Below are 26,393 nucleotides of genomic sequence, written 5' to 3' on the forward strand. Positions count from 1 at the left end.
AGGGGGAGGAGGGGGAGGAGGGGGAGGAGGGGGAGGAGGGGGAGGGTGTGGGCAGCGGGGAGGGGGATGACGAGGACACGAAAGGGGTGCCTTCCTGATCGACCGTACGAGGGCTCCTGCCCTCCGTGCGGAGGGCGGCGGCAGCGGGGTGACAGGTCAGGGACGACAGAGCGAGCCGGCGACGCGCTGCAGATCGATGTGCGGCCGGGAGTGCAGATGGACACGGCGGCGCGGGGTGAGCACCATGACGCGGAGTCCGGACAGGGCTGGCACGTCCGTCACCTCCGCCCTTCCGTCGCGGCGGGCCCGGGGGCGCGCCGGTTTCGTGGTGTCCTCTCAAGCACAACGGACCGCCCGCGCCGTCTGTTCCGGCTCAGCGGCCGGAGTTCGCACCAGAAGGAAGTCCGTACGGCGGCGCAGGGTGAAGCCGATCGACTCGTAGAGCCGGATCGCGCCGGTGTTCGTGGCGGCGGCGTGCAGGAAGGGGGTGTCCCCGCGCTTCCTGATGCCGGCCGCGACCGCTCTGACCAGCCGAGTGGCCAGGCCCCTGCCCCGGTGGTCCGGCGCGGTGCAGACCGCGCTGATCTCCGTCCAGCCGGGCGGGCGCAGGCGTTCGCCGGCCAGGGCGACCAGGCGGCCGCGGTGCCGGATGCCGAGGTAGGTGCCGAGCGCGATCGTGCGCGGGAGGAAGGGGCCGGGCTCGGTGAGGGCGATCAGGTCCAGGATCTCCGGCACGTCGTCGGGCCCGAGGCGCACCGCGTCGGGTGCGGGTTCGGCGCGCAGCCCGGTGTCGACCAGTTGCACCCCCTGGCCGCTGCGGACGGTCTGCCAGCCGTCGGGGGCGGACCCGGTGCCTGTCACCGGGGTGACGGTTCCCGGGCCGACGAGGGTGGCCAGGTCCGTCCAGGCGCGCGGGTCGGCGAGGTCGGCGAGGGCGGTGAACGGGGAGACGTCCACGGGGTAGCGGGCGGCGCGTCCGACGCGCTCGGCGAAGGAGGCGTGCGGGCCGGTCAGCGCGGCCCACGCGGCGTTGTCGAGGAGGTGGGGTGCGACCGGGCCCCGGGACGGGGCCGGCCGGGCGGGGGATGCCATGAGGGTGTCGTGTCTCCGGGGCGGGGCGGAAAGCCGTGGGTCAGGAGTTGTCGAGCGGCAGTCCCGGCGGGTCGACCCGGGCGGTGTCGACGGCCTCGTTGGAGAGGTTCCACGCGGCGAGCCATTTGGCGTACTGACCGTTCTTGATCAGGTGGTTGATGGCGTCGGCGACCGGCGCGGCCAGGCCGCTGCCCTTCTTCGCGGTGGCCGCGATCAGCCCCTGGAGCGTCGCGCCCGCCCCGGAGAACGTGCCCGCGTTGCGCGTCGGGTCGGGAGACTTCGCGGTCTGGGTGATGTGGTAGGCGATACCGGGGTTGGGCCCGAAGGAGGCGTCGATCTTCCCGCTGGACAGTGCGAGGGCCGTGGCGTTGTTGTCCTGGTAGTACTTGACGGTGAGCTTCTTGCCCTCCTTGGCGAGCTTCGCCTTCCACTCCAGCAGGATCTTCTCCTGGTTGGTCCCGGCGCTCACCGCGACGGTCCGGCCGGCCAGGTTCCGGTAGTCGCCGTCGAAGTTCCAGGTGCTCTTCTTGCGCACCTCGAAGGCGAGGTTGTCCTGCCGGTAGGAGGCGAACTCGTACTTCTTCTTGCGTTCCTCGGTGTCGGTGACGTTCGAGAAGGCGATGTCGACCTTGCCGCTGTCAATGCCGACGAACAGGTTCTCCCAGGTCGAGTTCTTCACCTCCGGCTTCAGGCCGAGGACCGCGGCGACCAGCCGGCCGAGGTCGGGTTCGGCGCCGGTGAGGGTCTTCTGGTCCTGCCCCACGTACGCCAGTGGCGGGAACCCGGCGGGCAGCGCGCCCACTCCGATCACCAGCTTGCCGCTCCTGGCCACCGACTTGGGCAGCTCGGCGCTGATGGACTTGACCTCGGGCACGGTGAGTTCGGTCTGTTGTGCGGCGCCGTTGGAGAGCGCGCCCAAGGTGACGGTGCCGGGGGCCGCGCCGGCGGTCGTGGTGGCGGCGTCGCTCTCGCCCCCGCACGCGGCGAGCCCGCCGGCGAGGGTGGCGACGGCGGTGGACACGGTCAGGCCACGCAGGAGTCCGGTACGGAGGGTGCGGGAGCGGGTGCGGGTGCGCATGGGTCGTCCTTGTCAGGTGTGCGGTGAGGGAGTGGTGCGGGGGCGGATGAGCGGTGTCCGGGCGGGTTCAGAGGACCTTGCTCAGGAAGTCCCTGGTCCGCTCGTGTACCGGGTGGTCCAGCACCTGGGCGGGCGGACCCTGTTCGACGATCCGGCCGGCGTCCATGAACACCACCCGGTCGGCGACCTCGCGGGCGAAGCCGATCTCGTGGGTGACGATGAGGAGGGTGGTGCCGCTGGTGGCCAGGTCCTTGATGACGGCGAGGACCTCACCGACCAGTTCGGGGTCGAGGGCGGAGGTGGGTTCGTCGAAGAGGATGACTCCGGGCCGCAGCGCGAGAGCGCGGGCGATGGCCACCCTCTGCTGCTGGCCGCCCGACAACTGCCGTGGAAAGGCGGCGGTTCTGTCGGCGAGTCCGACCCGGCCCAGCAGGGTGCGCGCCAGTTCCCGCGCTTCGGGCCTGCTCAGCCGGCCGGTGGCGACCGGCGCGGCCGCCACGTTGTCGAGCACCGTCAGGTGCGGGAACAGGTTGAAGTTCTGGAAGACGAAGCCGATCCGGCTGCGCTGGGCCAGGATGGCCCGCTCGCTCAGTTCCTTGAGCCGGCCGCCGTGCCGTCGTACGCCGATCGGCTCGCCGTTCAGGCTGACATGGCCGATCTCGGGCTTCTCCAGGTGGTTGATCACCCTGAGGAGCGTGGACTTGCCGGAGCCGGACGGTCCGAGGACGACGGTGACCTCACCGGGCCGTACGGTCAACTCCACTCCGTCCAGGACACGTTGGGTCCCGTACCACTTGTGCACGTCGTGGACCTCGACCGCCGCGGGCCGGACGTCGGGCTGCTCCGTCACCTCGGCGGTCACAGGGCCGCCTCCTTCCGGACACGGTTCCGCAGGTCGCGCAGACCGGTGCGGAGCTTCTGCAGCGGGGTGGGCGGCAGGGTGCGCAGCGCGCCCCGCGAGTAGTACCGCTCGACGTAGAACTGGACGACCGACACGACGCTCGTGAGGATCAGGTACCAGACGGTGGCGACCAGCAGCAGCGGCACGATGTCGCCGGGGTAGGTGCTGCCCATGCTCTGCACCGAGCCGAACAGGTCGAGCAGGGAGACGTAGAAGACCAGCGAGGTGCCCTTGATCAGGCCGATCAGCTGGTTGACGTAGTTGGGGGTGATGGAGCGCAGGGCCTGGGGGAACACGATCCTCGTGAACTGGTAGCCCTTCGGCAGACCCAGCGCGGAGGCCGCCTCGTGCTGGCCCTGGTCGACGGAGAGGATGCCGCCCCGCACCACTTCGGCCGCGTACGCCGCTTCGTTGAGGCTGAGCCCGACGACCGCGACGACCATGTCGGTGGCGAGCCGGGACTCGTCGAACGTGAGGAAGGCGGGGCCGAACGGCACACCGAGGCTCAGCGTCCGGTAGAGCGCGGAGAAGTTGTAGAGGAAGAGCAGGACGACGATCAGCGGCACCGACCGGAACAACCAGATGTAAACCCAGCTCACGGCACGCAGCACCGGACTCCGGGAGAGCCGCGCGAGTGCGAGCAGGATGCCGCCCAGCAGTCCCGACACGGCACTGTAGACGGTCACTTCGAGGGTGATGAGCAGGCCGTCGAGGATCGTGGGACGCAGGAACCAGTACTGGAACCTGTCCCACTGGAAGAACGGATTGGTCGCCAGGCCGTGGACGATCTGGGCGACGACGACCAGCACGATCGCCGAGACGATCCAGCGGCCCGGCCGGCGCAGCGGCAGCACCCGCTGCGCGGCGTACGGCCGCGGTTCGACCACGGGAGCGGGAGGCGGCTGCGCCGTGCCCAACGGCACGGCGGAGCCGAGGGATTCACTCATGGAGGGCTCCAGGCGGCTCGGACTCCCCCGGCACGGCCCGTAGAACGACACGACGGGAACGCGCACGGGGGAACGAACCCGATGCGGGGACGAGAAGGGGGAGACCACCGGAAGTCCGCCGGTTCGGCGGCGGCACACGGTGGTTCGGAGATCACGGACCCGGGATCGGACACCGCGGATCAAGGACCGGGCGTTCAGGGACCGGAGGGTCGGCGGCCGGGGTTCAGGGACCGGCGATCAGCGAGGGAGTGCGTCAGCCCTGACAGAGACAGCGGGCGTCGGGGGAGGGACAACACCGTGCCGTAAGGGCGCTGCCGCCGTCGGCGCGGTGCCGCTCCGGACGACGGTTCGTGAGCACGCGGTCGCGGCCGTGGGACCGCGAGGCGGTCTTCCCCTGGGCTGCGTACATCGCGGTCACCGTCACCGTTCCGGCCCGTGGGGCCTCGTGTTCACCGGAGTTGCTCCGGTCCGATGCGGCGTAAGTTAGGCACGGCCCCGAACGAATGTCAACGCTCGGCAGCCCGGATGACCACGTCGTGAGACCGCGCGGACGCCTTCTTGACGAGCCCACGGAGCGGACCGAGACTGGCGGGGACGGTCACGATTGTCAGCGCCCTTCGCACGGTTGCTTCCGTGCGAGGCGGTTGATCGGCCCCGGCCCGCTGACAGGCAACCCTTCCACCGCGACGGGGTGCCCCGGGTGACGACCGGGTCCCGCCGGAGCGGCGGGGCAAGCGTGGTCTCGCCTCTCGCGAGCCCCGGACACGGGAGCGACGGGAATGACCGGAAAGGGCACGAGCGGTCTGACCAGGCGCCTGCACATCGATCTGCAGCGGGTCTCCAGCGCCTACTAGTCCACGGTCCGGACGGTACGTCAGCGCGGTCACTCCGTTCCGCCGCTGCCACCCCCCGGGGTGGCGGGGCTTCGTCGTTCCCATGGAGAGTCATGCCCGAGACAGTCTCGCTCAGTCCGACCGCCGCCGCCTCCCACCACTGCGCCCCGGCCTCACCTGCCGCGGGGGCGGTTGTCGCCGCCGCCCCTCGGGCGGCCGCGCCCGCGCGTGGACACCGCATCCGCAGTCGCATCGGAGTCGGTCCGGCCGGCGGTTTCTATCCGGCGCCGCACCGCTATCAGCTGTACCTCTCCGAGGGCTGTCCGCGCTCGCTGCGCATCTCGATCACCCTCGGCCTGCTGGGACTGCGCGACTCGGTCACCACCACGCTGCTGACGGGGCCCGCCGGGACGCCGGACGCCTGCGCCGCCCTGCGGGCCGCGTACGAGGCCACCTGGCACCACTACGACGGCCCGCTCACCGCGCCGGCGCTGTGCGACCGCTGGAGCGGACGCATCGTCAGCAATCACACCCCCGACATCCTGCGCGACCTCGGCGAACTTCCGGGCTGCCGCGACGGCAACGGACTCCCCCGGCTGCACCCGCCGTCCCTCGCCGCGGACGTCGACACCTTCCGCGTCTTCCTCGACCGGAATCTCGCCCCGGCCGCCCCGCCTACGGCGCGGTCGGCCGCTCTCCGCTCACTGGATCAGCAACTCACCGCGAACGAGCATGTGTTGGGCGACGAGTTGACGGCCGCCGACGTCGACGCGTGGGTGGCCCTCACCCACCTCGGCGCCGAGGACGTCCTCTCCCCGTACGGCCGCCTGCGGGACTACGTCCGCAGGCTGGGCGCCCACCCGGCCTTCCACGAAGCGGTGCGCCGGGCCTGACGGGCGTCCGGGGCGTCTCCCCGGACGACCTCGGGCCGCGCCCACCCGAGCCCGCGGCGAGCGGAGCCCCCGGCCACCGGGGGGCCGTTCGCCGTCTCGTCCTCGGCCGGCCCGGCAAGGCGCGACAGCGGGAACCGCGGGGCACCGGCCGCCGTGTCCGGCGGACCGTGGAGCCGGACGGCCGCTGCCCGCCGCCGCGCCGACGACGGGCGGTGATCCGCCGGATCAGCCCTTGACGCGGGTGAAGACGAGTGTGCCGACGACAGTGGTCAGGCCGCGGAGCATGCCCATCTGGTTCCAGCCCATGTCGAACTGGTCGCGGTCCACGGTGAACTCGGTGCCGAGGGTGACGTCTTCGGCGCTCGCCGCGCTCACCCGGGCGACGACGGGCTGCGGCCTGGTGATGCCGTGCACGGTCAGCTGACCGGTGACCTCGACGGTGTCGTCCTGGGTGACCGCCGCGTTGTCCACCGCGAAGGTGATCGTGGGGTGCCGTTCCGCGTCGAAGAGGTCCGCCGAGCGGAGGTGCTTGTCGCGCTTGGCGTTCTTGGTGTCGAGGGACGCCACGTCCAGGGTGACGGTGCCGCGGGCGGTCCCGTCGGCCTGCACCTCACCTTCCCCGGTGACAGCGGCGAAGGCGCCCTTCACCGTGACCAGGCCCCACATCGTCTTGTGCCGGATGACGACGCTGGTACGGGCGGGGTCGAGCTGCCACAGGCCGGTTTCGACGGCGACGGTCATGAGAGTTCTCCAGACGGTTAACAGTGAGAGGTGAGGCACGGGCCGTGGGACAACCAGCAGTCATCCAAATTTGGACGATCACAGGCTAGCCCGTTCTTCAAATTTGGACAACCGGTAGACTGTGACACCATGGCCGACTTTCTCGCCCCCGCTGACCTGCCCGAACACGAGCCGGCGGCCGACGACGGCCTGCTGCCGACCGAACTGCGGTCCTGGATGAGGCTGCTCGCGGCGGCCGGGGCGATCGAGCAGCAGCTGCGCGCTCGCGTCAAGGACGCCCTCGGTGTCTCCCACGACGAGTTCCTGGTGCTGTGCCTGCTGGCCGACCAGCCCGGCTCCAGTCTGCGCATGACACAGATCGCCGAGCTGCTGGGCCGTCCCAAGACACGGCTGACCTATCAGGTGGCCTGTCTGCAGCACGCGGGCCTGATCACGCGGCGCTCGGCCTGCGGGGACAAACGGGGTATCGAAGTGGCGCTCACGGACAAGGCGCGCACGCTGCTGAGGGAGTCCTCGCGCCCGCTGGCCGACGCCGTCTCGCAGGCCATCGCCCGCACGGCGTGCGCGCAGCGGTACGAGCAGCTGCACGACTTGTTGCCGCCCTCCGAGGTTCCCGTTCCCGGCGACGATTCGTAACGCACGGGTCGTGAAGCACGGTTCGTGAAGCGGGGGCGGGCCCGGGAAGACCGTGAGCGGGACGGCCCGGAAGACCGGCTGAGAGTGCCGTGACGCGACGAACGCGCCGGTGCCACGGCCCGGAAGCGCGGGGCCGCCCCGGCGGACGGCCTCGCGCCTCGGATGCCGGCCGCCGCGACGACCTAGCAGGTCAGAAGCCCGGGAAGACGCGTCGCAGGTCGTCCAGGGTGAGGTCGTCCCCCTTGAGGTTCACCCCGGCCGGAGTGTGGGCGGGGGCGTGGCGGCCGGTGACGAGCCGCAGCCACCACTCGGCCGGGGCGTTCAGTACGGCGTCGGGCTCGGCGGGCTCGTCGACGAGCGCGACCGAGTCACCCAGCACGAGCCCGAAAGCACGCACGGGAGAAACCGTCCGCACGGCGATACGGGCGTGGCGGCCGCCCAGGGCGTCTGCCTTGCCGAGGAACCCTATGAGCAGACCGGCCTGGGCGAGGAGCGGCTCGGTCGCCACCGGCAGCAGCGCCGCCGTCGGGTCGAAGGCCACCTCGACGTCCCAGGTGTGGTGGGTGAACTCGCCGAGCCGAAGGCCCGCGAGCGTCGCGACGTCCACGGGTGCCGGCAGGAAGCCGAGCTCCACGCGGAGTTCGTCCCGGGCCCGCGCGTCCAGCGCCTCGTAACCACGCACGAGTTGCTCGTCTGCGTCCACGAAACCCTCGGCGCGCTCGGCCGGGGACATCGCGTCCCAGCGTGCCCACACCGACTTGTTGAAGTCGCCGTCCCGCGGTCCGGTGCCGTTCAGCGCGCCCTCCAGCGAGGCGAGGCCGATCTCGGCGCCGCTGCCGAGGTGGCTGAGGACCTGGGAGACGTCCCACTCCGAAGCGCCCGAGCGCCGGGTGAGGTCGGCGGTGGCGAGCCCGTGCACCACGGAGGTCAGGTAGTCGTGTCCGCTGCGCAGCGCGGCGATGGTCTGGTCGGCACGGTCGGTCATGTCTCGACTCCGGGGAAGGGTGGGATGGTGCGGGAACCGTACCCAGGACGGTCGCCGTCGAAGACGGTGGGGGCAAGAGGGGCCGTCGATCCATCCCGGGGCGGTCGTCCGCGCGCCGGGCCGGCCGAGCGGCAGCGCGCTCCGCACGACCGGCGACGACGCGGCGCACGGCGCCCTCCGCACGCCCCGTCCACTCGCCCCGCTCACCCCCGTCCCGCACCCGGCGAGTCGCTGAACACGGTGCCGCCGCACCCCGCATCCTGGCCTGGCGGGCGCCTCCCATCCGGTCCCGTACCTCCCGCGCAGCCCCTGACCCACGGAGGACCATGGCCGCCGACGGCACACCCGCTCCCGACCACCCCCCTGTCCCGGCCACTGCCGTCTCCCTCCTGCGCCGCCCCAGGCTGTGGCTGCTGCCGACCGTGCTCAGCGGGCTGCTCGCACTGCTGCTGGCCCTCCTCTACATGGGCGGCATCGTCAATCCGAACGGAGCCCTGCACGACCTGCCCATCGGCATCGTCGACACCGACCAGGGCAGACCACTGCCCGGGCAGACGACGAACCTGGGAGCACAGCTCACCCGCGCGGTCGTCGCCGACACCTCCGGCAAGGCCCGCTGGGAACGGCTCACCCGTGCCCAGCTCCAGGACAGACTCACCTCCGGCAGGATCTTCGGGGCCCTGGTCGTCCCCGCCGACTTCACGGCCTCCGTCACCGCGCTCACCACCTCGACCGCGACGGCCCGGCCGACGCTCACGGTGCTCACCAACCCGGGTCTGGGCAGCCTCGGCTCCTCACTGGCGAGCCGGATCGCCCAGCAGACCGCCCAACAGGCCTCGCTGACCATCGGCAAGCAGCTCACCGCCTCCCCCGCCGCCGCGGGGACCGACTCCACGACCCGTCTGCTGCTGGCCGACCCGGTGACGGTCACCACCCGGGTCGGCCACCCCATCGGTGAGCACAGCGGCCTGGGCCTGACCGCGTTCTACTACACGCTGCTGCTGGTCCTGACCGGGTTCCTGGGGGCGAACGTCATCAACAACGGCGTGGACACCGCGCTCGGTTACGCCGACAACGAGATCGGCCCCTGGCACACCCGCCGCCCCACCCTGCCGATCACCCGTACCCGGACGCTGCTCCTGAAGATGGGCATGACGGCCGGTATCGCCGTCCTGACCACCACGCTGGTGATGGTCGCCACCCTCGGGATCCTCGGCATGGACGCCTCCCACCTGCCGCTGCTGTGGATCTACTCCTACTGCGCGAGCGTCGCGGTCGGCCTGGGCGTCCAGGCCATCAACGCGGCCTTCGGCGGGATCGGCCAACTCGTGTCCATGTTCGTGTTCATCGTGCTCGGCCTGCCCTCCTCCGGATCGACCGTCCCGTTGCAGGCCGTCCCGGGCTTCTACCGCTTCCTGGCCGTCTTCGAACCAATGCGCCAGCTCGGCGGTGGCGTCCGCGCCATCCTCTTCTTCGACGCGCGCGCCGACGCCGGTCTCGCCCGCGCCTGGCTCATGATCGCGATCGGTACGGCCGTCGCCCTGCTCTTCGGGCTGGCGATGACCCGCTACTACGACCGCAAGGGCCTGCATCGCCTGACCCCGCAGCCCGCTTGAACCGGCTCACGGGAGAAGGCGGTCAGGAGGACGACGAGGAACGAACGGGGGCGAGCAGGAGGTTGGGGTCGGTGGCCGTCGTGTACGCGGCGCTGAGGACATAGAGGGTGCCGCGGCGCAGCGCGAGCGAGGTCGGGTTCTGCAGTCCGTCCGCGGCGGTGAGGACGGTCGAGGAGGTGCCGTCGCGCCGGATGCGCACGACCGTGCCGGGGCCGTTGAGCGCGGCCAGGATCTCGTCGCCGCGGCCGGTGAAGGCGAAGTCGTCGATACCGGTCAGGCCCGTCGCCGTGACGCGCACCGGTCCGGGCCGCCCTCCGGGGCCGAACGGGATGCGCAGGACGGTGCCCCGGTCGAGGTTGGTCGCCCACAGCGCGCCGCGGTGGATCTTCAGGCCGTTGACGCCGAGGAAACCCGTCGCGGCGAGTTCGGGGGCGGCGGACCAGGTGGTGGGGTCGCCGCCCGCGGTGGGTACGGTGCGGATCTCTCCCCGTACGGAGTCGGCGATGTAGAGCCGGTGGCGGTGCTCGTCCAGTGCCAGTCCGTTGGGCAGGCCGTCGGCGGGGAGTGGAGCGACCCGGTGCGGGGTGCCGCCCGGACGCAGCCGCCACACACCGGTCAGGTCCGGGGTACCGCTCGCGTAGAGGAAGTACAGCGTGCCGTCGTGGGCCCGGACGATGCCCGTGGTCAGGGCGAAGCCGAGCGCCGGGGTGTGGACGCCGCCGTCGGCCGGTGCCGGCAGGGTGGCCAGGACGCGCGTCGCGCCGGTCGTGCCGACGGCGGCCACCTGACGGGCGGCCGCGAAGGTGACGTCGGCCGTGCCGTCGGGCTCCAGCGCGATGTTCTCCGGCATCTGCCCCCGCGCCAGGTCGAAGTGCGCGGCGATACGGGGTGTCACGACCGGACCCGTCACGGCCGGACCCGTCGCGGCCGCTGCGGAGATCTGGGTGAGGGCCGTGACCGTGGTCGTCGCGGCGAGGGTGACGGCACAGGCGAGTACGGCCAGATTGTTTCTCATGTCCTTCTCTTTCCTTCACAACGGTTTTCGGGCGCACGGCATCGCGTGCGCGGTGCGTGCGTACGGATGGTCCGGACGTATCCGGACGGCCGGGCGGCCGGGAACGGCGGACGTCCGGGCTTCCGGACGGGAGGGAACGCGCGATCTACGCCGGGGTGTGCCCCGGGGACCGGGCCGGTCGCATGCCGCACCGGTCGGTCCTGGCGCTGTGCACGAGCAGTGTCATGGCGGCCCGGGACGGCGAGTCCGCCTCGGTGGTCGCGACGACGACGGACAGACCGTCCTCGGCGTGCAGCGTCTGCTGGACGACATCCATGGCGCCCACCAGCGGATGCCGCATCCCGTAGCCGACGGCCGCACCGGTCTTGACCCGGTGGTCCGCCCACATGGAGGCGAACTCCGGGCTTTTGAGGGTCAGTTCGCCGACGAGTGAGGCGAGGGCCGGGTCGTCGGGAAACCGGCCGGACGTCAGCCGCAGCGCGCCCACCACGGCTCTGGCCTTGGCCGGCCAGTCCGCGTAGAGATCACGGGTGTGCTCGTCCAGGAACACCAGGCGCGCCATGTTCGGCCGCTCCCCCGGCCGGTCCGGTCCCTCCGGATCGAGGTGACCGGCGTACAGCGCGTGACCGGCGCGGTTCCAGGCCAGGACGTCACTGCGCCGCCCCAGCACCACCACGGGTACGTCGTCCAGTGCGGCCGTCAGCTGCGCGAGGGCCGGTGACACCCGTTCCGGCGCCGGCCGGCGTGTGCGGGTCCGGCGCCGGGCGCCCGCGGCGAGTTCGAGCAGGTGCCGACGTTCGGTCTCGCTCAGCCGCAGCGCCTGGGCGATCGCCTCCAGGACCTCCGGGGAGGCCTGGGACTGTCCCTGCTCCAGCCGCGCGTAGTACGACTGGCTCACACCCGCCAGCTGGGCCAGTTCCTCGCGCCGTAGCCCGGCCACACGGCGTCGGTCGCCGTAGGTCACCAGGTCGACGTCCTCGGGACGCACCTGGGAGCGGCGCGCCTGCAGGAACTCACCGAGCTGTCGTTTTCCGTCCATGGCCCGAGTATTGGACTCCCCGGCACCGGCCGACCACACCCTGTCCGGGATACCCGGGCGGGCGCGGCAGCCGCGTCGGCGTCGGCGTCTGCGGCTGCGGCTGCGGCTACGGCTACGGCTACGGCTACGGCTACGGCTACGGCCGCGGCCGCGTGAAGTCGTCGCGTCCCGGTGTTCCCGTGAGCGCCGCGTGCGTGCCCATGATGGCAGCATGATCCGCGTCGTCACGTTCTCCCGGCCCGCTCTCTGGAGGTCCGTCCGATGACCGAGCTTCCGCTCGCCGGCATCACCGTCGTCAGTGTCGAGCAGGCGGTGGCGGCGCCCTTCGCGACCCGTCAACTGGCCGACCTCGGCGCTCGGGTGATCAAGGTGGAACGTCCGGGAGGAGGCGACTTCGCGCGCCGTTACGACACCGCCGTGCACGGCGAGTCCAGCTACTTCGTCTGGCTCAACCGTTCCAAGGAGTCACTGACCCTGGACCTGAAGTCGGCCCGGGGACGCGACATCCTGGAGCAACTGCTCGCCGACGCCGACGTGTTCGTACAGAACCTGGCCCCCGGAGCGGCTGCCCGGCTCGGCCTCGACGCCGCGTCGCTGCGGGAGCGGCACCGGTCGCTGATCCCGTGCGCCGTCACCGGTTACGGCTCCGAGGGGCCGTGGGCGGACCGCAAGGCGTACGACCTGCTCGTGCAGTGCCAGACGGGCCTGGTCTCCCTGACGGGGAACGAGCACGGTGCCGCGCGGGCCGGGGTGTCGGTCGCCGACATCGCGGCGGGCATGTACGCCTACTCGGGCGTCCTCACCGCCCTGTTCACCCGCGCCACCCAGGGCGTCGCCCGCGCCGTGGAGGTCTCCCTCTTCGAGGCGCTGGCCGAGTGGATGGGCCAGCCTGCCCTCTACACGCGCCACGGCGGCACGCAGCCGCCGCGGATCGGCACCCGGCACGCCACCATCGCCCCCTACGGCACGTATCCGGCGGCCGACGGCAAGGAGGTGCTCCTCTCCATCCAGAACGAGCGCGAATGGGCCGCGCTGTGCGAGCGGTTCCTGGAGCGGCCGGACCTCGTCGACGACCCGCGCTTCGCCACCGGTCCGGACCGCGTGGCCCACCGCGACGCGCTCGACACGATCGTGGCCGAGCGGTTCCGCGCCCTGGACAGCCGGCAGGTGGGCGCGTTGCTGGACGCGGCGGGCATCGCCAACGCCGGCGTCAACACCGTCGAGGAGTTCCTCGCCCACCCTGTCCTGCGCGAACGCGGCCGCTGGCGCGACGTACAGGTGCCCGGAGCCGTGGTGCCCGCGCTCCTGCCGCCCGTGGACCTCGCCGGAGTCGATCCCCGGATGGACGCCGTGCCCGCCCTCGGCGAGCACACCGAAGAGATCCTTGCCGGACTGGGGCACAGCACGGCCGACATCGCCGTCCTGCGGGCCGACGGCGTCGTCTGAACCGCCGGGGCACCGGGTGACGCCCTTCCGGCCGACGGCCCATGTCGCCGCGGGTGCCACGGGCGACCCGTGGTCGTGGTCAGCCGACGCCCGCCGCGTCCAGCAGCAGGGTCACGGTCGTCGTGGCCAGGCCGTCGTCCAGGGTCTCGATACGGGACCCGGCGCGGGCGCTCGCGCCGTCGAAGACCAGCATCAACTGCCGGGCGAGGAGCCCCGCGTCACGCGCGCCCCCCAGCTCGGCCTCGGCGCGGAACGTCTCCTCGAGGCGGCCCTTCGCGGCGCCGGCCACCACGCTCGCCGGGTGCTCGGGGTCCTTGAGCTCGACCAGCGCCGCCAGGAAGGGGCAGCCGCGGTACTCGGGGAGCGTGGAGAAGTACTCCATCCGCTCGAAGACGCGCAGGATGCGCTCGCGCGGTGTCGCGTCAGTCGCGGAGGCGGGCGAGAGCTGCTCCTCGTAGAGCGGGATCCGGCGCTCGAGGCTCGCCGCCAGGACCTCGTCCTTGCCGGCGAAGAGCTGGTACATCGACCGCTTCGAGACACCGGCCGTCCTGCAGAGCGACTCGATGCCCACGGAGACGCCCTCGCTGTAGAAGAGGTCGGCCGCGGCGTGCAGCAGCCGGTCTCTCGTGGACGCCTTGTCTGTAGTGGCCATACGGGAAGGTTACCGTGCGGGAACGCGGCGGGGAAACCGATCGGTATACCGCGGGTGAGTGGGCGTCGTCACATGCGCAGGGGCACACGTGACAGATGACTGAGCAAGCGCTTGGATAGTGACGTTCGCAGAGTGCGCCCGCCCTCGCCCGCACCGCACTGGAGGCCCCGTTGCTGTTCACATCCGTCGACGATGTCTCCGCGCGCCTCGCCGAGACCGGCTATCTGGCGTCGCCCGCCGTCGCCACCACCGTCTTCCTGGCCGACCGCCTCGGCAAGCCCCTGCTGGTGGAGGGCCCCGCCGGGGTCGGCAAGACGGAACTCGCCAAGGCCGTCGCCCAGGTCGCCGGGGCCCGGCTGATCCGGTTGCAGTGCTACGAGGGGGTCGACGAGTCCCGGGCGCTGTACGAGTGGAACCACGCCAAGCAGCTGCTGCGTATCAGCGCGGGCCGCGACGAGACGTGGGACGAGGCCCGCACGGACATCTTCAGCGAGGAATTCCTGCTTCCCCGGCCGCTGTTGACCGCGATCCGCGGTGACGGCCCCAAGGTGCTGCTGATCGACGAGACCGACAAGGCCGACGTCGAGGTGGAGGGCCTGCTGCTCGAGGTGCTCAGTGACTTCCAGGTCACCGTCCCCGAGTTGGGCACGATCACCGCGACCAGCCGGCCCTTCGTGGTGCTCACCTCGAACGCGAGCCGTGAGCTGTCCGAGGCACTGCGCCGCCGCTGCCTCTTCCTCCACATCGGCTTCCCGGAGGAGGAGTTGGAGCGCCGCATCGTACGGCTGAAGGTGCCGGGCCTGGACGAGGCGCTGACGCGGTCGGTGGTCCGGGTGGTCGGCGCGCTGCGCGCGATGGATCTGCGCAAGGTCCCGTCGGTCGCCGAGACCATCGACTGGGCGCGCACCCTGCTCGCGCTCGGCGCCGGCACCCTCGACGAGTCCGTCGTACGTGACAGCCTCGGTGTGCTCCTCAAGCACCAGGACGACGTGCTCAAGGCGGCCGCCAAGCTCGATCTGGACGCCATGTGAACGCGCCGGCCGGAGTGACGCGCCGGCTGACGGAACTCGTCGGCGCGCTGCGCTCGCACGGCGTGCGGATCGGCACCGGCGAGACGGTGGACGCCGCCCACGCGATGGAGGCACTCGGCCTGACGGACCGGGAACGGCTGCGCGAGGGCCTCGCCGCCGCCTTGCTGCACAGTACGGCGCAGCGCCGGGTCTTCGATCCGGCTTTCGACCTGTACTTTCCGCGGCTCGTCGGGGTGCCGGATACGGGCGCGGCGGACACCGAAGCGCCCGCCGCGGACCGGGCGGAACTACGGGAGCGCCTCGCGGCCGCGCTCGCCGACAACGACGCCGCGCTGCTGGCCCGGTTGGCGGTGGAGGCGGTGGACGGCTTCGGCGGATACGGCTCCTCACCGGGGTCGGACGGCTGGTCCTCGTACCAGACGCTCGACCGGCTGCGGCCGCAGACCCTGCTGGTGCGCGCCCGTGACGACGTCCGGGCACGCACCGGTGCCGCGGGGTTCACCGACCGGCTGCTGGAGGACGAGATCCGGCGGCGCATCGACGCCTTCCGCGCTCTGGTCGCCGCGGAGGCGCGGCGCCGGGTCGCCGAGCGACGCGGCCGGGACGAGATCGCCCGGCGGGCGGTGGCCCCGACGGTCGACCGGGTGGACTTCCTGTTCGCGGGCCGGGACCGGCTCGCCGAGCTGCGCGGGGTGGTTCAGCCGCTCGCGCGCAAGCTGGCCACCCGGCTCGCCGCCCGCCGTCGCCGTGCCGCCCGGGGCAGCATCGACCTGCGGCGGACGCTGCGCGCGTCTCTGTCGACGGGCGGGGTGCCGATGCGGCCCGTGCTGCGCCGACGGCGGCCCGTCCGGCCCGAACTGGTGCTGCTGTGCGATGTGTCGGGGTCGGTGTCGGGTTTCTCGGACTTCACGATGCTGCTGGTGCAGGCGCTGCACGACCAGTTCAGCAAGGTACGGGTGTTCGCCTTCGTCAACCGGATCGACGAGGTGACCGGGCTGCTGGTGCACGGGGCGGCCGACCCGGAGGGGCTGGGTGCCCGGATCCGGGCGGAGGCCACCCTGACGGGCTGGCACGACAGCAGTGACTACGGCGTCGCGTTCGGCGAGTTCACCGAGCGGTACGCCGACGCGGTGGGCTCGCGCTCGACCGTCTTCGTCCTCGGAGACGCCCGTACGAACATGGGCGACCCGAACCTGCCGGCCGTACGGCACCTGTGCGAACGGGCCCGGCGTGTCTACTGGTTGAACCCCGAGCCGAGGTCCCAGTGGGGCACGGGCGACTCCGCCGCGCCCGAGTACGCCGGGCTCGTCGAGATGCACGAGTGCCGCAACGCCCGGCAGCTCGGCGACCTGATCGGCCACCTGCTGCCGGTCTGAGCGGTCGTCCGGTCGGCCGCTGCCCGCTCAGGCCAGCAGCTGCGGGTACATCACGGCGATGTCCTCGGAGAGCTGGGCCTTGACCTGTCGGGTGAGGTCGTCGGCGAGGACTTCGAAGGCGCCGGACGCGATGCCGTCGAGGGCCTGCGCCGCGACGGCGTCGGGGGACGACTTCGGTGCGTCGACGTGCGCGGCCATGTCCGTGTCCACATAGCCGACATGGAGCCCGGTGACCTCGATGCCGCGCGGCTTCAGGTCCACGCGCAGGGAGTTGGTCTGCGACCAGAACGCGGCCTTGGACGCGCTGTAGGAGCCCAGCAGGCCGAGCCAGGAGAGCACCGAGTGGACGTTGAGGATGTGGCCGCCGCCGTTGCGCTCGATGACCGGGACGAAGCCGCGGGTGACGAGGAGCGGGCCGTAGAAGTTCGTCTCGAACTCGCGGCGTACGTCCTCGACGGGGGACTCCAGGAAGTTCGCGTTCACGGAGGCGCCGGCGTTGTTGATCAGGAGGGTGACGTCCTGCGCCTGCTCGACGGCCGCGGCGACGGACGCGGGATCGGTCACCTCCAGAGCCAGCGGCACCGCGTCGGGGTGCGTGACGGTCCGCGGGTCGCGTGCGGTGGCGTACACCTTCTTGGCGCCTCGCTCGTACAGGCCCTGGACGAGCGCCCGGCCGATACCCCGGCTGCCGCCGGTGACCAGCGCGACCGAACCTTCGATGGATGTCATGAGTACTCCAGACAATGAGAAACCGATCGGTTTACCTAGCCGGGTCAGCGTAAACCGATCGGTTTCCAAGGGCAAGCCGTACGGGCCGGCTCCGCACGGCAACGGCTACGGCTACGGCTACGGCTACGGCTACGGCCGGGAACGGCTCGCGCCCGCCGATGGGCGGTGCACGGCGTTCCCGGCCGTAGTCGGTCGTACCCGGCCGTCCCGGGCTCCCCCGGTCAGGTCGTCGCGGCGCCCGCCTTCTCCTCCTCCTCGGCCTTCTCCCCCGCGAGTTCGGTCACCGCGAGTTCGGTCACTTCTTCGGTGGTCGACCCGCCGGTCGGCCCGCTCGCCGCTTCCGCCGCGGAGGCGTCCCTGTCGACCACGTACGCAGGCGTCGCTCCCCGGGTCAGGCCGACCAGCGCGACCGCCACGATCAGCACGAACGCGACGCCGGCGATCGCGAAGCTCAGGGTGAACTGGCTCTCCGCAGGCAGCGCGGGCACCCCGGCCGGCAGGTGCGCGATCGTTCTGGATGCCAGCAGCGAGGTGATCACCGCGCTGGCGATCGCGCTGCCGACGGAACGGGAGATGGAGTTGAGGCCGTTGGCGATGCCGGTCTGGTGGTGCGGAACGCTCGCCACGATGAGGGCGGGCATGGCCGCGTATCCGAAGCTGACGGCCACGCCGATCAGCAGGCCCGCGAGGATGATCGACGCGGAGGTGTCGTGCGCGGCGGTCAGCCACGCGAACCCGGCGACGCCGAACACGGCGCCGATGGCCAGGGTGAACCGCGCCCCGATCCGTCCGACCAGGATCCCCCCGAACTGCGCGGCGAGCAGCGAGACGACCGTGGTGGGCAGCAGGTACTCGACGGAGGCGCGCAGGACCGAGGCGCCGAACCCGTACCCGGTGAGTTCCTTCGGCATCTGCACCAGATAGGCCACGCCGATGAACTGCGAGAACATCGCGAACCCGAGGAACAGACCGGCGAGGTTCGTGAAGAGCACCGGTCGGTGGGCGAACATCCGCATGTCCACCATCGGCGCGCGGACCGTCCGCTCCACGAACACCCAGACGGCCGCCATGGCCAGCGCCGCGACGAACAGACCGATGGTGCGCGCGGAGGACCAGCCCCACTCGTGCCCCTGCGAGATCGGCAGCAGGAGCAGGACGAGCAGCGCGGCCAGCGTCACCGCGCCGAGCCAGTCGGTACGGCCGCCGGTCGTCGAGCGCGAGGCGGGAACGCGCAGGAGGACGCCGACGAGGGCCACGGCGGCGAGGGCCACGGCGAGCCAGAACACCCGGTGGTAGTCGGGATCCGCGCCCCGGGTGAGCAGTCCGGCCGCCACCAGGGCGAGTCCGCTGCCGACGGCGAGCGTTCCGCTGACCATCGCCATCGCGCCGTGCAGCTTCGCCGGCGGCATCTCCTCCCGCAGTACCGAGAGGGCGAGCGGGAAGATCGCGGTGGCCGCGCCCTGGAGCACCCGGCCCACGATCAGCCACAGCAGCGACGTGGTGGTCGCGGCCAGCACGGAACCGGCGATCATCAGCAGCAGAACCCCGACCAGCGTGGGCTTCTTGCCGTGCATGTCGCCGAAGCGGCCGAGCAGCGGGGTGAACACGGCGGCGGACAGCAGGGTCGCGGTGGTGACCCAGCTGACGTTCGCGGTGCTGGTGCCGAGATCGCTCTGGATGATGCTCAGGATCGGTACGACGAGGGTCTGCATCATCGAGACGATCATGGCCGCGAGGCCGAGGGCCAGGACGAGCGAGAGGTCGCCTGCGGGGCGTCTGGACGCCACGCGATCGGAGGGTGTCACGACGTTCTTCCTTACGAGCAAATGCTGGGGAGCCATATAAAGCTGCAAGTTCTTGAAGGTTGATGTCTTCAAGTAACTGGACAGAGGTAAGCATCGAAGGTTGAGGTAGTCAAGTTTCAGGTACGCTGGCCCCATGTCCGCTTCATCTGGAACGAGCCGCTCCGCCGACACGCCGGACGGCGGGCACCCCGGCGTCTCCCATGCCGTGCTGCTCGACACCCTGTGGGCGTCCATGGTCAGTCTCTACGCGGATCTCACCACCGCCGCCGCCGCGCACGGCCTCACCTACAGCCAGGCCAAGGCGCTCAACGTGCTGCGTCAGGGTCCCGCCCCCATGCGGTCCCTCGCGGACACGCTCCGCTGCGACGCGTCGAACATCACCGGGATCATCGACCGCCTGGAGGCCCGCGGTCTCGTCCACCGCGAGGCCAGCGCCACCGACCGTCGCGTGAAGAACGTCATCCTCTCGGAGGAGGGCGCGGCCGTCGTGGTGCGCGTCCGCGACGGAATGCACGCCACGCACCAGGCGCTCGGCGCACTGAGCGAGGACGAGCGGGCCACCCTCGACAGCCTGCTCTCGCGGCTGTTCCAGACCGAGGCGGACCAGTCCTGACCGACCGGGGACGCCGCTGACCCCGGACACCCTTGTCGCGGGCGCCGGGGTCGGTGATCCGGGCTTCGGGATCCGAGGCCGGGGCGGAGGTCAGGCCGTACCGAGGGCCGTCCGCAGCGTGGTGACCGCCTGCCCGATGGCGGCTTCGGCGGCGTGCGTTCCACGCAGGGCGTTGAGCATCACGAAGTCGTGGATGATGCCCTGGTAGCGGACTGCCGTGACGGGGACGCCGGCTTCGCGGAGCTTGTTGGCGTACGCCTCGCCCTCGTCGCGCAGGACGTCGGCCTCGCCGGTGATGACGAGTGCCGGGGGCAGGCCGGTGAGCTGCTCGGTGGTGGCGCGCAGCGGGGACGCGGTGATCTGGGCGCGCTCGCTCTCGTCGGTCGTGTACTGGTCCCAGAACCACTGCATGCCGTCGCGGCGCAGGAAGTAGCCGGTGGCGAACTGGTGGTAGGAGCCGGTGTCGAAGTTCGCGTCGGTGACGGGGTAGAACAGCACCTGCTGGACGAGCGGGATGTCGCCGCGCTCCTTGGCCATCAGGGTGAGCGCCGCGGTCATGTTCCCGCCCACCGAGTCACCGGCCACCGCTATCCGGGACGCGTCGAAGCCGTGCTCGGCGCCGTCGGTCACGACCCAGCGGGCGACTGCGTAGTTCTGCTCGATGGCCACGGGATAGCGGGCCTCGGGAGAGAGGTCGTACTCGGGGAAGACGACCGCGGCACGCGCGCCGACGGCCAGTTCACGGACCAGGCGGTCATGGGTGTGGGCGTTGCCGAACACCCAGCCCGCGCCATGGATGTACACGATCACCGGCAGCGTGCCGGAGGCGCCCGCCGGGCGGACGACGCGCACCCGGACCGTACCGGTCGGACCGCCCGAGACGGTGATCCACTCCTCGTCGACCTCGGGCCCCGCGATCTCGCCGGACTGCACCTCGTCGACGGCCTTGCGACCCTCCGCCGGGGCGAGGTCGAAGAGGTACGGCGGGTTCGCGGTCGCCTCCACGAACGCCGCGGCGGCGGGCTCGAGAACGGGACGGTTGCCGGTGGTACCGGTGGTGCCGGTCATGGCGATCTCCTCGGATCCGGTGCCGCGGGCAGACTCCGGCGGCGGTCTTCGCCGTGGAGCAGCGGCACGACATGAGAGTAGCGCTCGACTTAGTCGCGCACAACTCATTAGGGATCGATACAATCGAGGGGACCCGAAAGATAGGATGGGAACGCCATGCAGGCACGGAGACCGGGAGCAGCGCCATGAGCACAGCCGAACCACCGCAGAGGGGTTCCCTGTTGCTGGACGACCAGCTGTGTTTCGCCCTGTACGCCGCGTCCCGAGCGGTGACGGCGCGCTACCGGCCGCTCCTGGACGAGCTGGGGCTGACCTACCCGCAGTACCTGGTCATGCTCGTCCTGTGGGAGCAGGACTCGATCTCCGTACGCGACCTCGGCACCGCTCTCCAGCTTGAGTCGAGCACGCTCTCCCCGCTGCTCAAGCGCCTGGAGTCGGGCGGCCTGCTCCGCCGTGAGCGCCGTACGGAGGACGAACGGTCCGTCGCCATCCGTCTCACCGAGACCGGGTCCGGGCTGCGGGAGCGCGCGGACATGGTCCCGCTCGCCATCGGCGACGCCATGGGACTGACCCCCGAGCAGGACGCCACGGCCAAGCACCTTCTGCGCCTGCTCACCGCCAACGTCACGGAGCGCTGAGCCGCCTCCCGGGTCGCCAGAATTCTGGCCTGATCTTTACCACCGAGCACGTGTGGGGATGTCGCACCCCACCGCACCTCCCGCCCTTTTCCCTCTCGTCGGGCGCCACGGTACGACGTAACCGAACGTGTCCGAATCTGAAACGACGAGTTCACAAGCGCGCAAGTTTCTCTTGTGTCCATAGCGGCTAACCCGCAGATCACAGGGGTTGAAAAGGCTTCCTCCCTTTCTGCGAGACGGGCCGTGAGGTGCGCGTGATGGACGAACTGCGTGTGCTGTCGATCTACGAAGGATTCTTTTCGGGCGGGGCCCGGATCGTGCACAGCGATGTCGTGATGGGGCTCCATGAGGGCGGTCAGCGCCACTCGGTGCTGAGCCTGAATGGCGAGATGTATCGGGAGGCGACCCGTCAGCGGATGGAGGACGACGTCTGCTACCGGTCGCTGACCGGAGCCGGTGTTCCGGTCACCTCCCTGGGCCGCAGCCACGGGGCACCCGACGGCGCGGACGCCTTCACCGGACCGGAACTGGCCGCCACCGCCCGGGCCATGGCGGGCGCGGACGTCATCCTGTCGCTCAAGGAGCAGCCGCTCGGCCTGCTCAACCAGGCGGGCCTGCCCCGACGGCCCGTCGTGGTGTGCCTGCACCGCTCCGATCCGGAGAACCAGGGAGCGGCCTTGGACGAACTGAGGACCGCGGTCGCCGACGGCCGGATCGCCGCCGCGATCTGCTGCGCCGAGTCGACCCGAGCGGCGTACGCCGCCGCCGGCATCCCGGCGGAGCTGCTGCACGTCATCCCGAACGGCGTGGACCTGCTGCGCTTCCGCCCCGACCCCTTCGGACGCGCTCTGCTGCGGACATCACTGGGGGTGCCGGCGGACGCGCCCGTGATCGTCTTCGCGGCCCGCTACGCCGGGATGAAGAACGTGCCGCTGTTCCTGCGGGCGGCCAGGGCCTGGCTGCGCCGGCGGCCCGAGGGACGCATCCTGATGTGCGGCGCGGGGATGACGCGGGCCAACGCCGGCCTGCGCGAGGACATGGCCGCCGCCTTCGGTGACGAGGCTGCGCTCGCCGAGCGCATATCGCTGCTCGGCGTACGCGACGACATGGAGGTCGTCTACGCAGCTGCCGACGTGGTGTCGCTGACCTCCTCCAGCGGCGAGGCGGCACCGCTGTCGCTGATCGAGGGCATGATGTGCGGCGCGGTCCCGGTCGCCACCGATGTCGGCGACTGCGCCTCGATCGTCGCCGGGCACGGATTCCTCACCCCGCTCGACGCCGAGGCGGTCGCGCAGGCCTGGTGCGAGGCGGTGGAGCGCGGCGCCGAGTTCGCCCCGGCCCTCGCCCTCAGCCGCGAGCGGTTCAGCCGCACCCGCATGATCGCCGCGTACGCCGGGCTCGTCGAGCGGGTCCGCGGTGGAACGGGCCGGGTGTCCCTGTCCGTCTCCGAATCCCTCCCGGAACCGTTCTAGGACCGGCAGGCTCCAGCGTCCTCGCCCCCACTCCCTCGCTTTCCCGCTCCCTCGCTCCGGCGTCCTCCTCGCCCCGTTTCCGCGCACCAGCTCCTCACCCCCTCCGTGAACCCCACCCGCACCACCCCCTCCCTGCGTGCCCGGCGCGCCCACAGGAAGGCGTGCTTGGATCGGCCGCCTAGGGGGTGGAGCACGGCCGTTCACAGCTCGGAAACCGGGCGCCCCGAGGGTTGTCATATGCGATTGCTATATTGCGCAACCACGCAAGCAAGTGGGAATCCCCCGGAATCCCCCTTCGCCACAGCACCGACGGCCTGAGCGGCCCGACCGTTTCGTGGGAGTGCGAGATGACTGACCCAGGGGACGGCCCCGTCGGACGGGCCACGCGCCGGCGTGCGCCGGCGGTGCCGCGGCAGCGGGCGGGAGAGGACTCCGCCGCGCCCGGGACGGACGGCCGGGCCGCCTCCCGCGCCGCGACACGTGCCAAGTCCGCGGCACCCGGCCGCGCGCGCCGCGGCGCGTCACGACGCCGCGCCCGACGCGGCAGCCGGATCCTGCGGACGGCCGCGATATCCCTGTCGCTCCTCCTCCTGGTCACCGCGGGCGCCGGATGGTGGTTCTACGAGCACCTCAACGGCAACCTCCACAGCGTCCCGCTGACCGACGGCACGGGGAGCGACAGCGCGGGCAAGGAGAAGGCCGACTCCTTCGGCCGGACGCCGATCAACATCCTGGTGATGGGCAGCGACGGCCGCACCAGCACGAGCGACTGCAAACTCGGCGGCGGCTGCTCACAGACGGGCGTGCAGTCGGGAAGCGGCAACGCCGACGTGGAGATGGTGCTGCACATCTCCGCCGACCGGTCCAACGCCACCGTGATGAGCATCCCCCGCGACACCGTGACCACTGTCCCCGCCTGCAAGAACAGCGCGACGGGCACGTCCACCGCCGGCTACTCCGGCATGGTCAACAGCGCGCTGCAGTACGGTCCGGCGTGCCAGGTGGCCACCGTGCACCGGCTCACCGGCATCCCCATCGACCACTTCGTCCAGCTCGACTTCTCCGGCGTGGTGAAGATGTCGGACGCGGTGGGCGGAGTGTCCGCGTGTGTCGACGCCAACGTCTACGACACGTACTCGCATCTGAAGCTCGCCAAGGGCACCCACACCCTGAAGGGTGTCGCCGCGCTGGAGTTCGTCCGCTCACGGCACGGCTTCGGCGACGGCAGCGACCTGGGGCGCACCTACGCCCAGCACATCTTCCTCAGTTCCATGATCCGCAAGTTCAAGAGCGCCGGCACCCTCACCAACCCCGCGGCCGTCTACAGGCTGGCCGACGCGGCCACCAAGGCACTCACCGTGGACACCGGCCTGGGCAGCGTCAAGAAGCTGGTCGGGCTCGCCACCGATCTGGACAAGGTCCCCGCCGCGCACATCACGTTCGCCACCATGCAGACGGCGCCCGACCCGAACAACAGCGACCGGGTCGTGGCCGCCCCGGCCGCCCGGAGCCTGTTCGCCACCATCGCGGACGACCAGTCGCTGACGGGCACCTCCGGCGGGAGGTCCGCCACGGCCACCGCGAGCGCCACGGCCTCCGCGGTACCCGCCGCGCGGATCGCCGTGACGGTGGAGAACGGCACGGGCATCAGCGGCCGCGCCTCGGCCGTCGCCGGCGCCCTGATCGACCGCGGCTTCAGCTCCGGTACGACCACCGGCAACGCCCCCGGCGGCGCGGCCACGACCACGCTCACGTACGGCACCGGGGAGAAGGCGAAGGCCCAGACCGCCGCCCGCGCGCTGGGGCTCTCCTCCTCCCACCTCGAGCAGGGCACCGGCAGCGGCCTGACCCTGGTGATCGGTACGGACTGGACCAGCGGCACCAGCTTCCCCGGCGGCGCCGGCGCCGCCGGGGCACCGGCCGACACCAAGGCCGCCACCGCCGACGCCCACTCCCAGACCGCCGACGAGTCGAAGTCCTGCGCCAAGGTGAGCAAGTACAAGACCGTCAGCCTCAACGGCGTCGCCATGACCCCGTCCCAGGCCTACGCGGCAGCCGTCGGCAAGAAGAACTCGGCGCCCTGACAACCCGGCACCACCGCGTGCCGGGCCCGCCCGCGCCCGCCTGGGATGCTGGCCCCGTGCCGACCACGCCGCAGCCACCGGAGCCCGTCACCCCGCACCCGCCCAGGAACCTGCCGAGGCCGCTGCTCACCCAGCAGTGGCTCGACCTCGCCTTCGTCCACTGGGCGGTCGAACCTGACACCGTCGCCGGCCTGCTGCCCGAGGGAACCGTCCCCGACGTGCTCGAGGGAGTCACCTACGTCGGCCTGGTCGCGTTCCGGATGCGCCGCGTCGGCTGGCTCCGCTCCCCCGGAGTGCCGTACCTGGGGACGTTCCCGGAGACGAACGTACGCCTGTACTCGGTGGACGCGCTCGGGCGGCGCGGCGTGGTCTTCCGGTCGATGGACGCCGCCCGGCTGGTACCCGTGCTGATGGGACGGGCCGGCTTCCGGCTTCCGTACGCGTGGTCCCGTATGGGCATCCGTGCCGAGGACGACGTCATCACCTACACCAGTTCACGGCGCTGGCCGGGACCACGCGGCGCGCACAGCCGGATCGTCCTGCGCAAGGGCGAACGGATCCGGGAACCCACCGAGCTGGAGCACTTCCTGACCGCCCGCTGGGGCATGCACAACGCCTTCTTCGGCGAGGTCGGATACCTGCCCAACGACCACCCCGGCTGGCCCCTGCACCACGCCCGGCTGCTCACGTGCGACGAGAACCTCCTCGAAGCCGCGGGCGTACCCGCGCCGCTGGGAGAACCGGTGAGCGTGCTGTACTCCCCCGGTGTCCCGGTCCGACTCGGGCGCCCGGCCCGGCCGGCGGGCATCCCGACTCCCTGACGGTCGAGGCGGCCTGCGTGAGGGCGATGGCTACGTCGCGCCGGGGGTCCGACCCGGACGGACGTCACGGGGGAAGGACGCCGCCCGGGCCGGGGGGCGGAATCGGTCAGCCGATGGCAGGACGGCCGCCGGCGACCTCGAGGACCGTGCCGGTGATGTAGCTCGCACGGTGGGAGGCGAGGAAGGTGACGGCCGAGGCGACTTCCTCGGGTTCGGCGATACGGCGCATGGCAGTGGTGTCCGCGACCGCCTTCAGCGTGACGGCGTCCATGGCGTCGGTGCCGGGAGTGCGGGTCGGCCCGGGGGCGACGGTGTTCACGCGGACTCCGTGTTCGGCGTACTCGGCCGCCCAGATCCGGGTGAGCTGTTCGAGCGCCGCCTTGGACGCCGAGTACATGCCGGTGCCCTTGGTGGGAACGGCGGCGGCCAGGGTGCTGATGTTGACGATGGACCCGCGTCCGCGCCGGACCATGCCGGGTGCGAGCGCCTTGACCAGCAGGTACGGAGCCTTGGTGTTGAGGCTCATGTGCAGATCGAGGAGGTCCTCGGTCATGTCGGAGGTGGGCAGGAACTTGTAGATGCCCGCGTTGTTGATGAGAACGTCGACGTCGCCTGCTTCTCGGGCCAGGCGCTCGATGTCGCCGGAGTCGGCGAGGTCGGCCCGGACGAAACGAGCGCTGCCGCCGGCGGTTTCGATCTCCGCCACCACGGAGGCGCCCCGGTCGGCGTCGCGGCCGTGGACGATGACTTCGGCGCCCTCCCGCGCCAGCTGCACGGCGACGGCCCGGCCGATACCTGCGGTGCCGCCTGTGACGAGGGCGGTGAGTCCCGACATACCCATGATGTGTTCCTTCTCGCGTCGCGGTGAGCGGCAGGCCGGGG

26 protein-coding genes and 1 riboswitch are annotated in these 26,393 nt (G+C 71.6%); of the genes, 12 read left to right on the top strand and 14 right to left on the bottom strand.

All coding sequences use genetic code 11. The features are described 5' to 3' along the window. Positions 1 to 156 precede the first annotated feature (156 nt). The 5 genes from OG199_RS09460 to OG199_RS09480 all read right to left on the bottom strand — a co-directional run bounded on the left by OG199_RS09460 (position 157) and on the right by OG199_RS09480 (position 4,018). Entirely contained in the window at positions 157 to 273 is a 117-nt protein-coding gene (locus OG199_RS09460; protein WP_401806036.1) for a putative leader peptide, read from the bottom strand. Between the two features lie 63 nt (positions 274 to 336). After that, a complete protein-coding gene (locus tag OG199_RS09465; protein WP_405829025.1) occupies positions 337 to 1,092 on the bottom strand; it encodes a GNAT family N-acetyltransferase in 756 nt (251 codons plus the stop codon). Positions 1,093 to 1,132: 40 nt separating this feature from the next. Continuing rightward, entirely contained in the window at positions 1,133 to 2,170 is a 1,038-nt protein-coding gene (locus tag OG199_RS09470; RefSeq protein ID WP_405829027.1) for an ABC transporter substrate-binding protein, read from the bottom strand. A gap of 67 nt (positions 2,171 to 2,237) precedes the next feature. After that, positions 2,238 to 3,032, bottom strand: coding sequence for an amino acid ABC transporter ATP-binding protein (locus OG199_RS09475; RefSeq protein ID WP_401806031.1), 795 nt, complete (start codon positions 3,030 to 3,032; stop codon positions 2,238 to 2,240). Beyond that, entirely contained in the window at positions 3,029 to 4,018 is a 990-nt protein-coding gene (locus OG199_RS09480; protein WP_356799439.1) for an amino acid ABC transporter permease, read from the bottom strand. Before OG199_RS09480 ends, OG199_RS09475 begins: the two co-directional genes overlap by 4 nt. Before the next feature lie 596 nt (positions 4,019 to 4,614). Continuing rightward, positions 4,615 to 4,761, top strand: a riboswitch (SAM riboswitch). Positions 4,762 to 4,797: 36 nt separating this feature from the next. On the opposite strand from OG199_RS09480, the gene OG199_RS09485 reads away from it, so the two are divergent. Continuing rightward, entirely contained in the window at positions 4,798 to 4,872 is a 75-nt protein-coding gene (locus OG199_RS09485; RefSeq protein WP_351724231.1) for a putative leader peptide, read from the top strand. A gap of 92 nt (positions 4,873 to 4,964) precedes the next feature. Beyond that, positions 4,965 to 5,744, top strand: coding sequence for a cell envelope biogenesis protein OmpA (locus OG199_RS09490; protein ID WP_405829029.1), 780 nt, complete (start codon positions 4,965 to 4,967; stop codon positions 5,742 to 5,744). Between the two features lie 225 nt (positions 5,745 to 5,969). On the opposite strand, the gene OG199_RS09495 is transcribed toward OG199_RS09490, so the two are convergent. Next, on the bottom strand, positions 5,970 to 6,485 hold the full coding sequence (locus tag OG199_RS09495; RefSeq protein WP_405829031.1) for a YceI family protein: 516 nt from the start codon (positions 6,483 to 6,485) through the stop codon (positions 5,970 to 5,972). A gap of 129 nt (positions 6,486 to 6,614) precedes the next feature. Here OG199_RS09495 and OG199_RS09500 point away from each other — a divergent pair, with 129 nt between their 5' ends. Then, positions 6,615 to 7,121 (top strand): MarR family winged helix-turn-helix transcriptional regulator, encoded by a 507-nt coding sequence (locus OG199_RS09500; RefSeq protein WP_405829032.1) that lies wholly within the window; start codon positions 6,615 to 6,617, stop codon positions 7,119 to 7,121. Between the two features lie 190 nt (positions 7,122 to 7,311). Here the strand turns inward: OG199_RS09500 and OG199_RS09505 are convergent, their stop codons facing one another. Then, positions 7,312 to 8,106 carry a maleylpyruvate isomerase N-terminal domain-containing protein gene (locus tag OG199_RS09505; RefSeq protein WP_405829033.1) on the bottom strand — a complete coding sequence of 265 codons (795 nt, stop codon included), beginning with the start codon at positions 8,104 to 8,106 and terminating at the stop codon, positions 7,312 to 7,314. 326 nt (positions 8,107 to 8,432) lie between these two features. On the opposite strand from OG199_RS09505, the gene OG199_RS09510 reads away from it, so the two are divergent. Further along, on the top strand, positions 8,433 to 9,722 hold the full coding sequence (locus OG199_RS09510; RefSeq protein WP_405829034.1) for a YhgE/Pip domain-containing protein: 1,290 nt from the start codon (positions 8,433 to 8,435) through the stop codon (positions 9,720 to 9,722). Between the two features lie 22 nt (positions 9,723 to 9,744). Here OG199_RS09510 and OG199_RS09515 read toward each other — a convergent pair whose 3' ends face one another. Together OG199_RS09515 and OG199_RS09520 are read right to left on the bottom strand one after the other, a co-directional pair. Then, a complete protein-coding gene (locus tag OG199_RS09515) occupies positions 9,745 to 10,737 on the bottom strand; it encodes a hypothetical protein (protein WP_405829036.1) in 993 nt (330 codons plus the stop codon). Positions 10,738 to 10,882: 145 nt separating this feature from the next. Continuing rightward, the gene (locus tag OG199_RS09520; protein ID WP_405829037.1) at positions 10,883 to 11,776 is read right to left on the bottom strand and encodes a helix-turn-helix domain-containing protein; all 894 of its coding nucleotides are present in this window, start codon (positions 11,774 to 11,776) and stop codon (positions 10,883 to 10,885) included. Positions 11,777 to 12,037: 261 nt separating this feature from the next. Between OG199_RS09520 and OG199_RS09525 the strand changes: the two genes are divergently transcribed. Beyond that, positions 12,038 to 13,222: a CaiB/BaiF CoA transferase family protein gene (locus OG199_RS09525; protein ID WP_405829038.1), complete on the top strand. Its 1,185-nt coding sequence runs from the start codon at positions 12,038 to 12,040 to the stop codon at positions 13,220 to 13,222. 79 nt (positions 13,223 to 13,301) lie between these two features. On the opposite strand, the gene OG199_RS09530 is transcribed toward OG199_RS09525, so the two are convergent. Further along, the gene (locus OG199_RS09530) at positions 13,302 to 13,874 is read right to left on the bottom strand and encodes a TetR/AcrR family transcriptional regulator (RefSeq protein ID WP_405829040.1); all 573 of its coding nucleotides are present in this window, start codon (positions 13,872 to 13,874) and stop codon (positions 13,302 to 13,304) included. Positions 13,875 to 14,047: 173 nt separating this feature from the next. On the opposite strand from OG199_RS09530, the gene OG199_RS09535 reads away from it, so the two are divergent. Further along, positions 14,048 to 14,905 (top strand): AAA family ATPase, encoded by an 858-nt coding sequence (locus OG199_RS09535; protein ID WP_401806083.1) that lies wholly within the window; start codon positions 14,048 to 14,050, stop codon positions 14,903 to 14,905. Next, entirely contained in the window at positions 14,902 to 16,281 is a 1,380-nt protein-coding gene (locus tag OG199_RS09540; protein ID WP_405829041.1) for a VWA domain-containing protein, read from the top strand. The genes OG199_RS09535 and OG199_RS09540 overlap by 4 nt, the downstream gene beginning before the upstream one ends. Before the next feature lie 27 nt (positions 16,282 to 16,308). Here the strand turns inward: OG199_RS09540 and OG199_RS09545 are convergent, their stop codons facing one another. Next, entirely contained in the window at positions 16,309 to 17,010 is a 702-nt protein-coding gene (locus OG199_RS09545; RefSeq protein ID WP_356805481.1) for an SDR family oxidoreductase, read from the bottom strand. Positions 17,011 to 17,231: 221 nt separating this feature from the next. Beyond that, positions 17,232 to 18,851 (bottom strand): MFS transporter, encoded by a 1,620-nt coding sequence (locus tag OG199_RS09550; protein ID WP_405829043.1) that lies wholly within the window; start codon positions 18,849 to 18,851, stop codon positions 17,232 to 17,234. Between the two features lie 97 nt (positions 18,852 to 18,948). On the opposite strand from OG199_RS09550, the gene OG199_RS09555 reads away from it, so the two are divergent. Continuing rightward, positions 18,949 to 19,428 carry a MarR family winged helix-turn-helix transcriptional regulator gene (locus tag OG199_RS09555; RefSeq protein WP_405829045.1) on the top strand — a complete coding sequence of 160 codons (480 nt, stop codon included), beginning with the start codon at positions 18,949 to 18,951 and terminating at the stop codon, positions 19,426 to 19,428. Positions 19,429 to 19,518: 90 nt separating this feature from the next. On the opposite strand, the gene OG199_RS09560 is transcribed toward OG199_RS09555, so the two are convergent. Next, positions 19,519 to 20,496, bottom strand: a complete 978-nt coding sequence (locus OG199_RS09560; RefSeq protein WP_405829047.1) for an alpha/beta hydrolase — start codon at positions 20,494 to 20,496, stop codon at positions 19,519 to 19,521. A 185-nt stretch (positions 20,497 to 20,681) separates the two neighbouring features. Between OG199_RS09560 and OG199_RS09565 the strand changes: the two genes are divergently transcribed. The 4 genes from OG199_RS09565 to OG199_RS09580 all read left to right on the top strand — a co-directional run bounded on the left by OG199_RS09565 (position 20,682) and on the right by OG199_RS09580 (position 25,511). Next, complete coding sequence (locus OG199_RS09565; protein WP_405829048.1) at positions 20,682 to 21,134, top strand: MarR family winged helix-turn-helix transcriptional regulator; 453 nt, start codon at positions 20,682 to 20,684, stop codon at positions 21,132 to 21,134. A 272-nt stretch (positions 21,135 to 21,406) separates the two neighbouring features. Beyond that, positions 21,407 to 22,606 (top strand): glycosyltransferase, encoded by a 1,200-nt coding sequence (locus tag OG199_RS09570; RefSeq protein ID WP_405834484.1) that lies wholly within the window; start codon positions 21,407 to 21,409, stop codon positions 22,604 to 22,606. Between the two features lie 347 nt (positions 22,607 to 22,953). Then, a complete protein-coding gene (locus OG199_RS09575) occupies positions 22,954 to 24,690 on the top strand; it encodes an LCP family protein (protein WP_405829049.1) in 1,737 nt (578 codons plus the stop codon). 56 nt (positions 24,691 to 24,746) lie between these two features. Beyond that, positions 24,747 to 25,511 (top strand): YqjF family protein, encoded by a 765-nt coding sequence (locus tag OG199_RS09580; protein ID WP_405829051.1) that lies wholly within the window; start codon positions 24,747 to 24,749, stop codon positions 25,509 to 25,511. A gap of 106 nt (positions 25,512 to 25,617) precedes the next feature. On the opposite strand, the gene OG199_RS09585 is transcribed toward OG199_RS09580, so the two are convergent. After that, positions 25,618 to 26,352: an SDR family oxidoreductase gene (locus tag OG199_RS09585; protein ID WP_356805468.1), complete on the bottom strand. Its 735-nt coding sequence runs from the start codon at positions 26,350 to 26,352 to the stop codon at positions 25,618 to 25,620. Positions 26,353 to 26,393 lie beyond the last annotated feature (41 nt).

This window comes from Streptomyces sp. NBC_01176 (assembly GCF_045039825.1).
Taxonomy (GTDB): domain Bacteria; phylum Actinomycetota; class Actinomycetes; order Streptomycetales; family Streptomycetaceae; genus Streptomyces.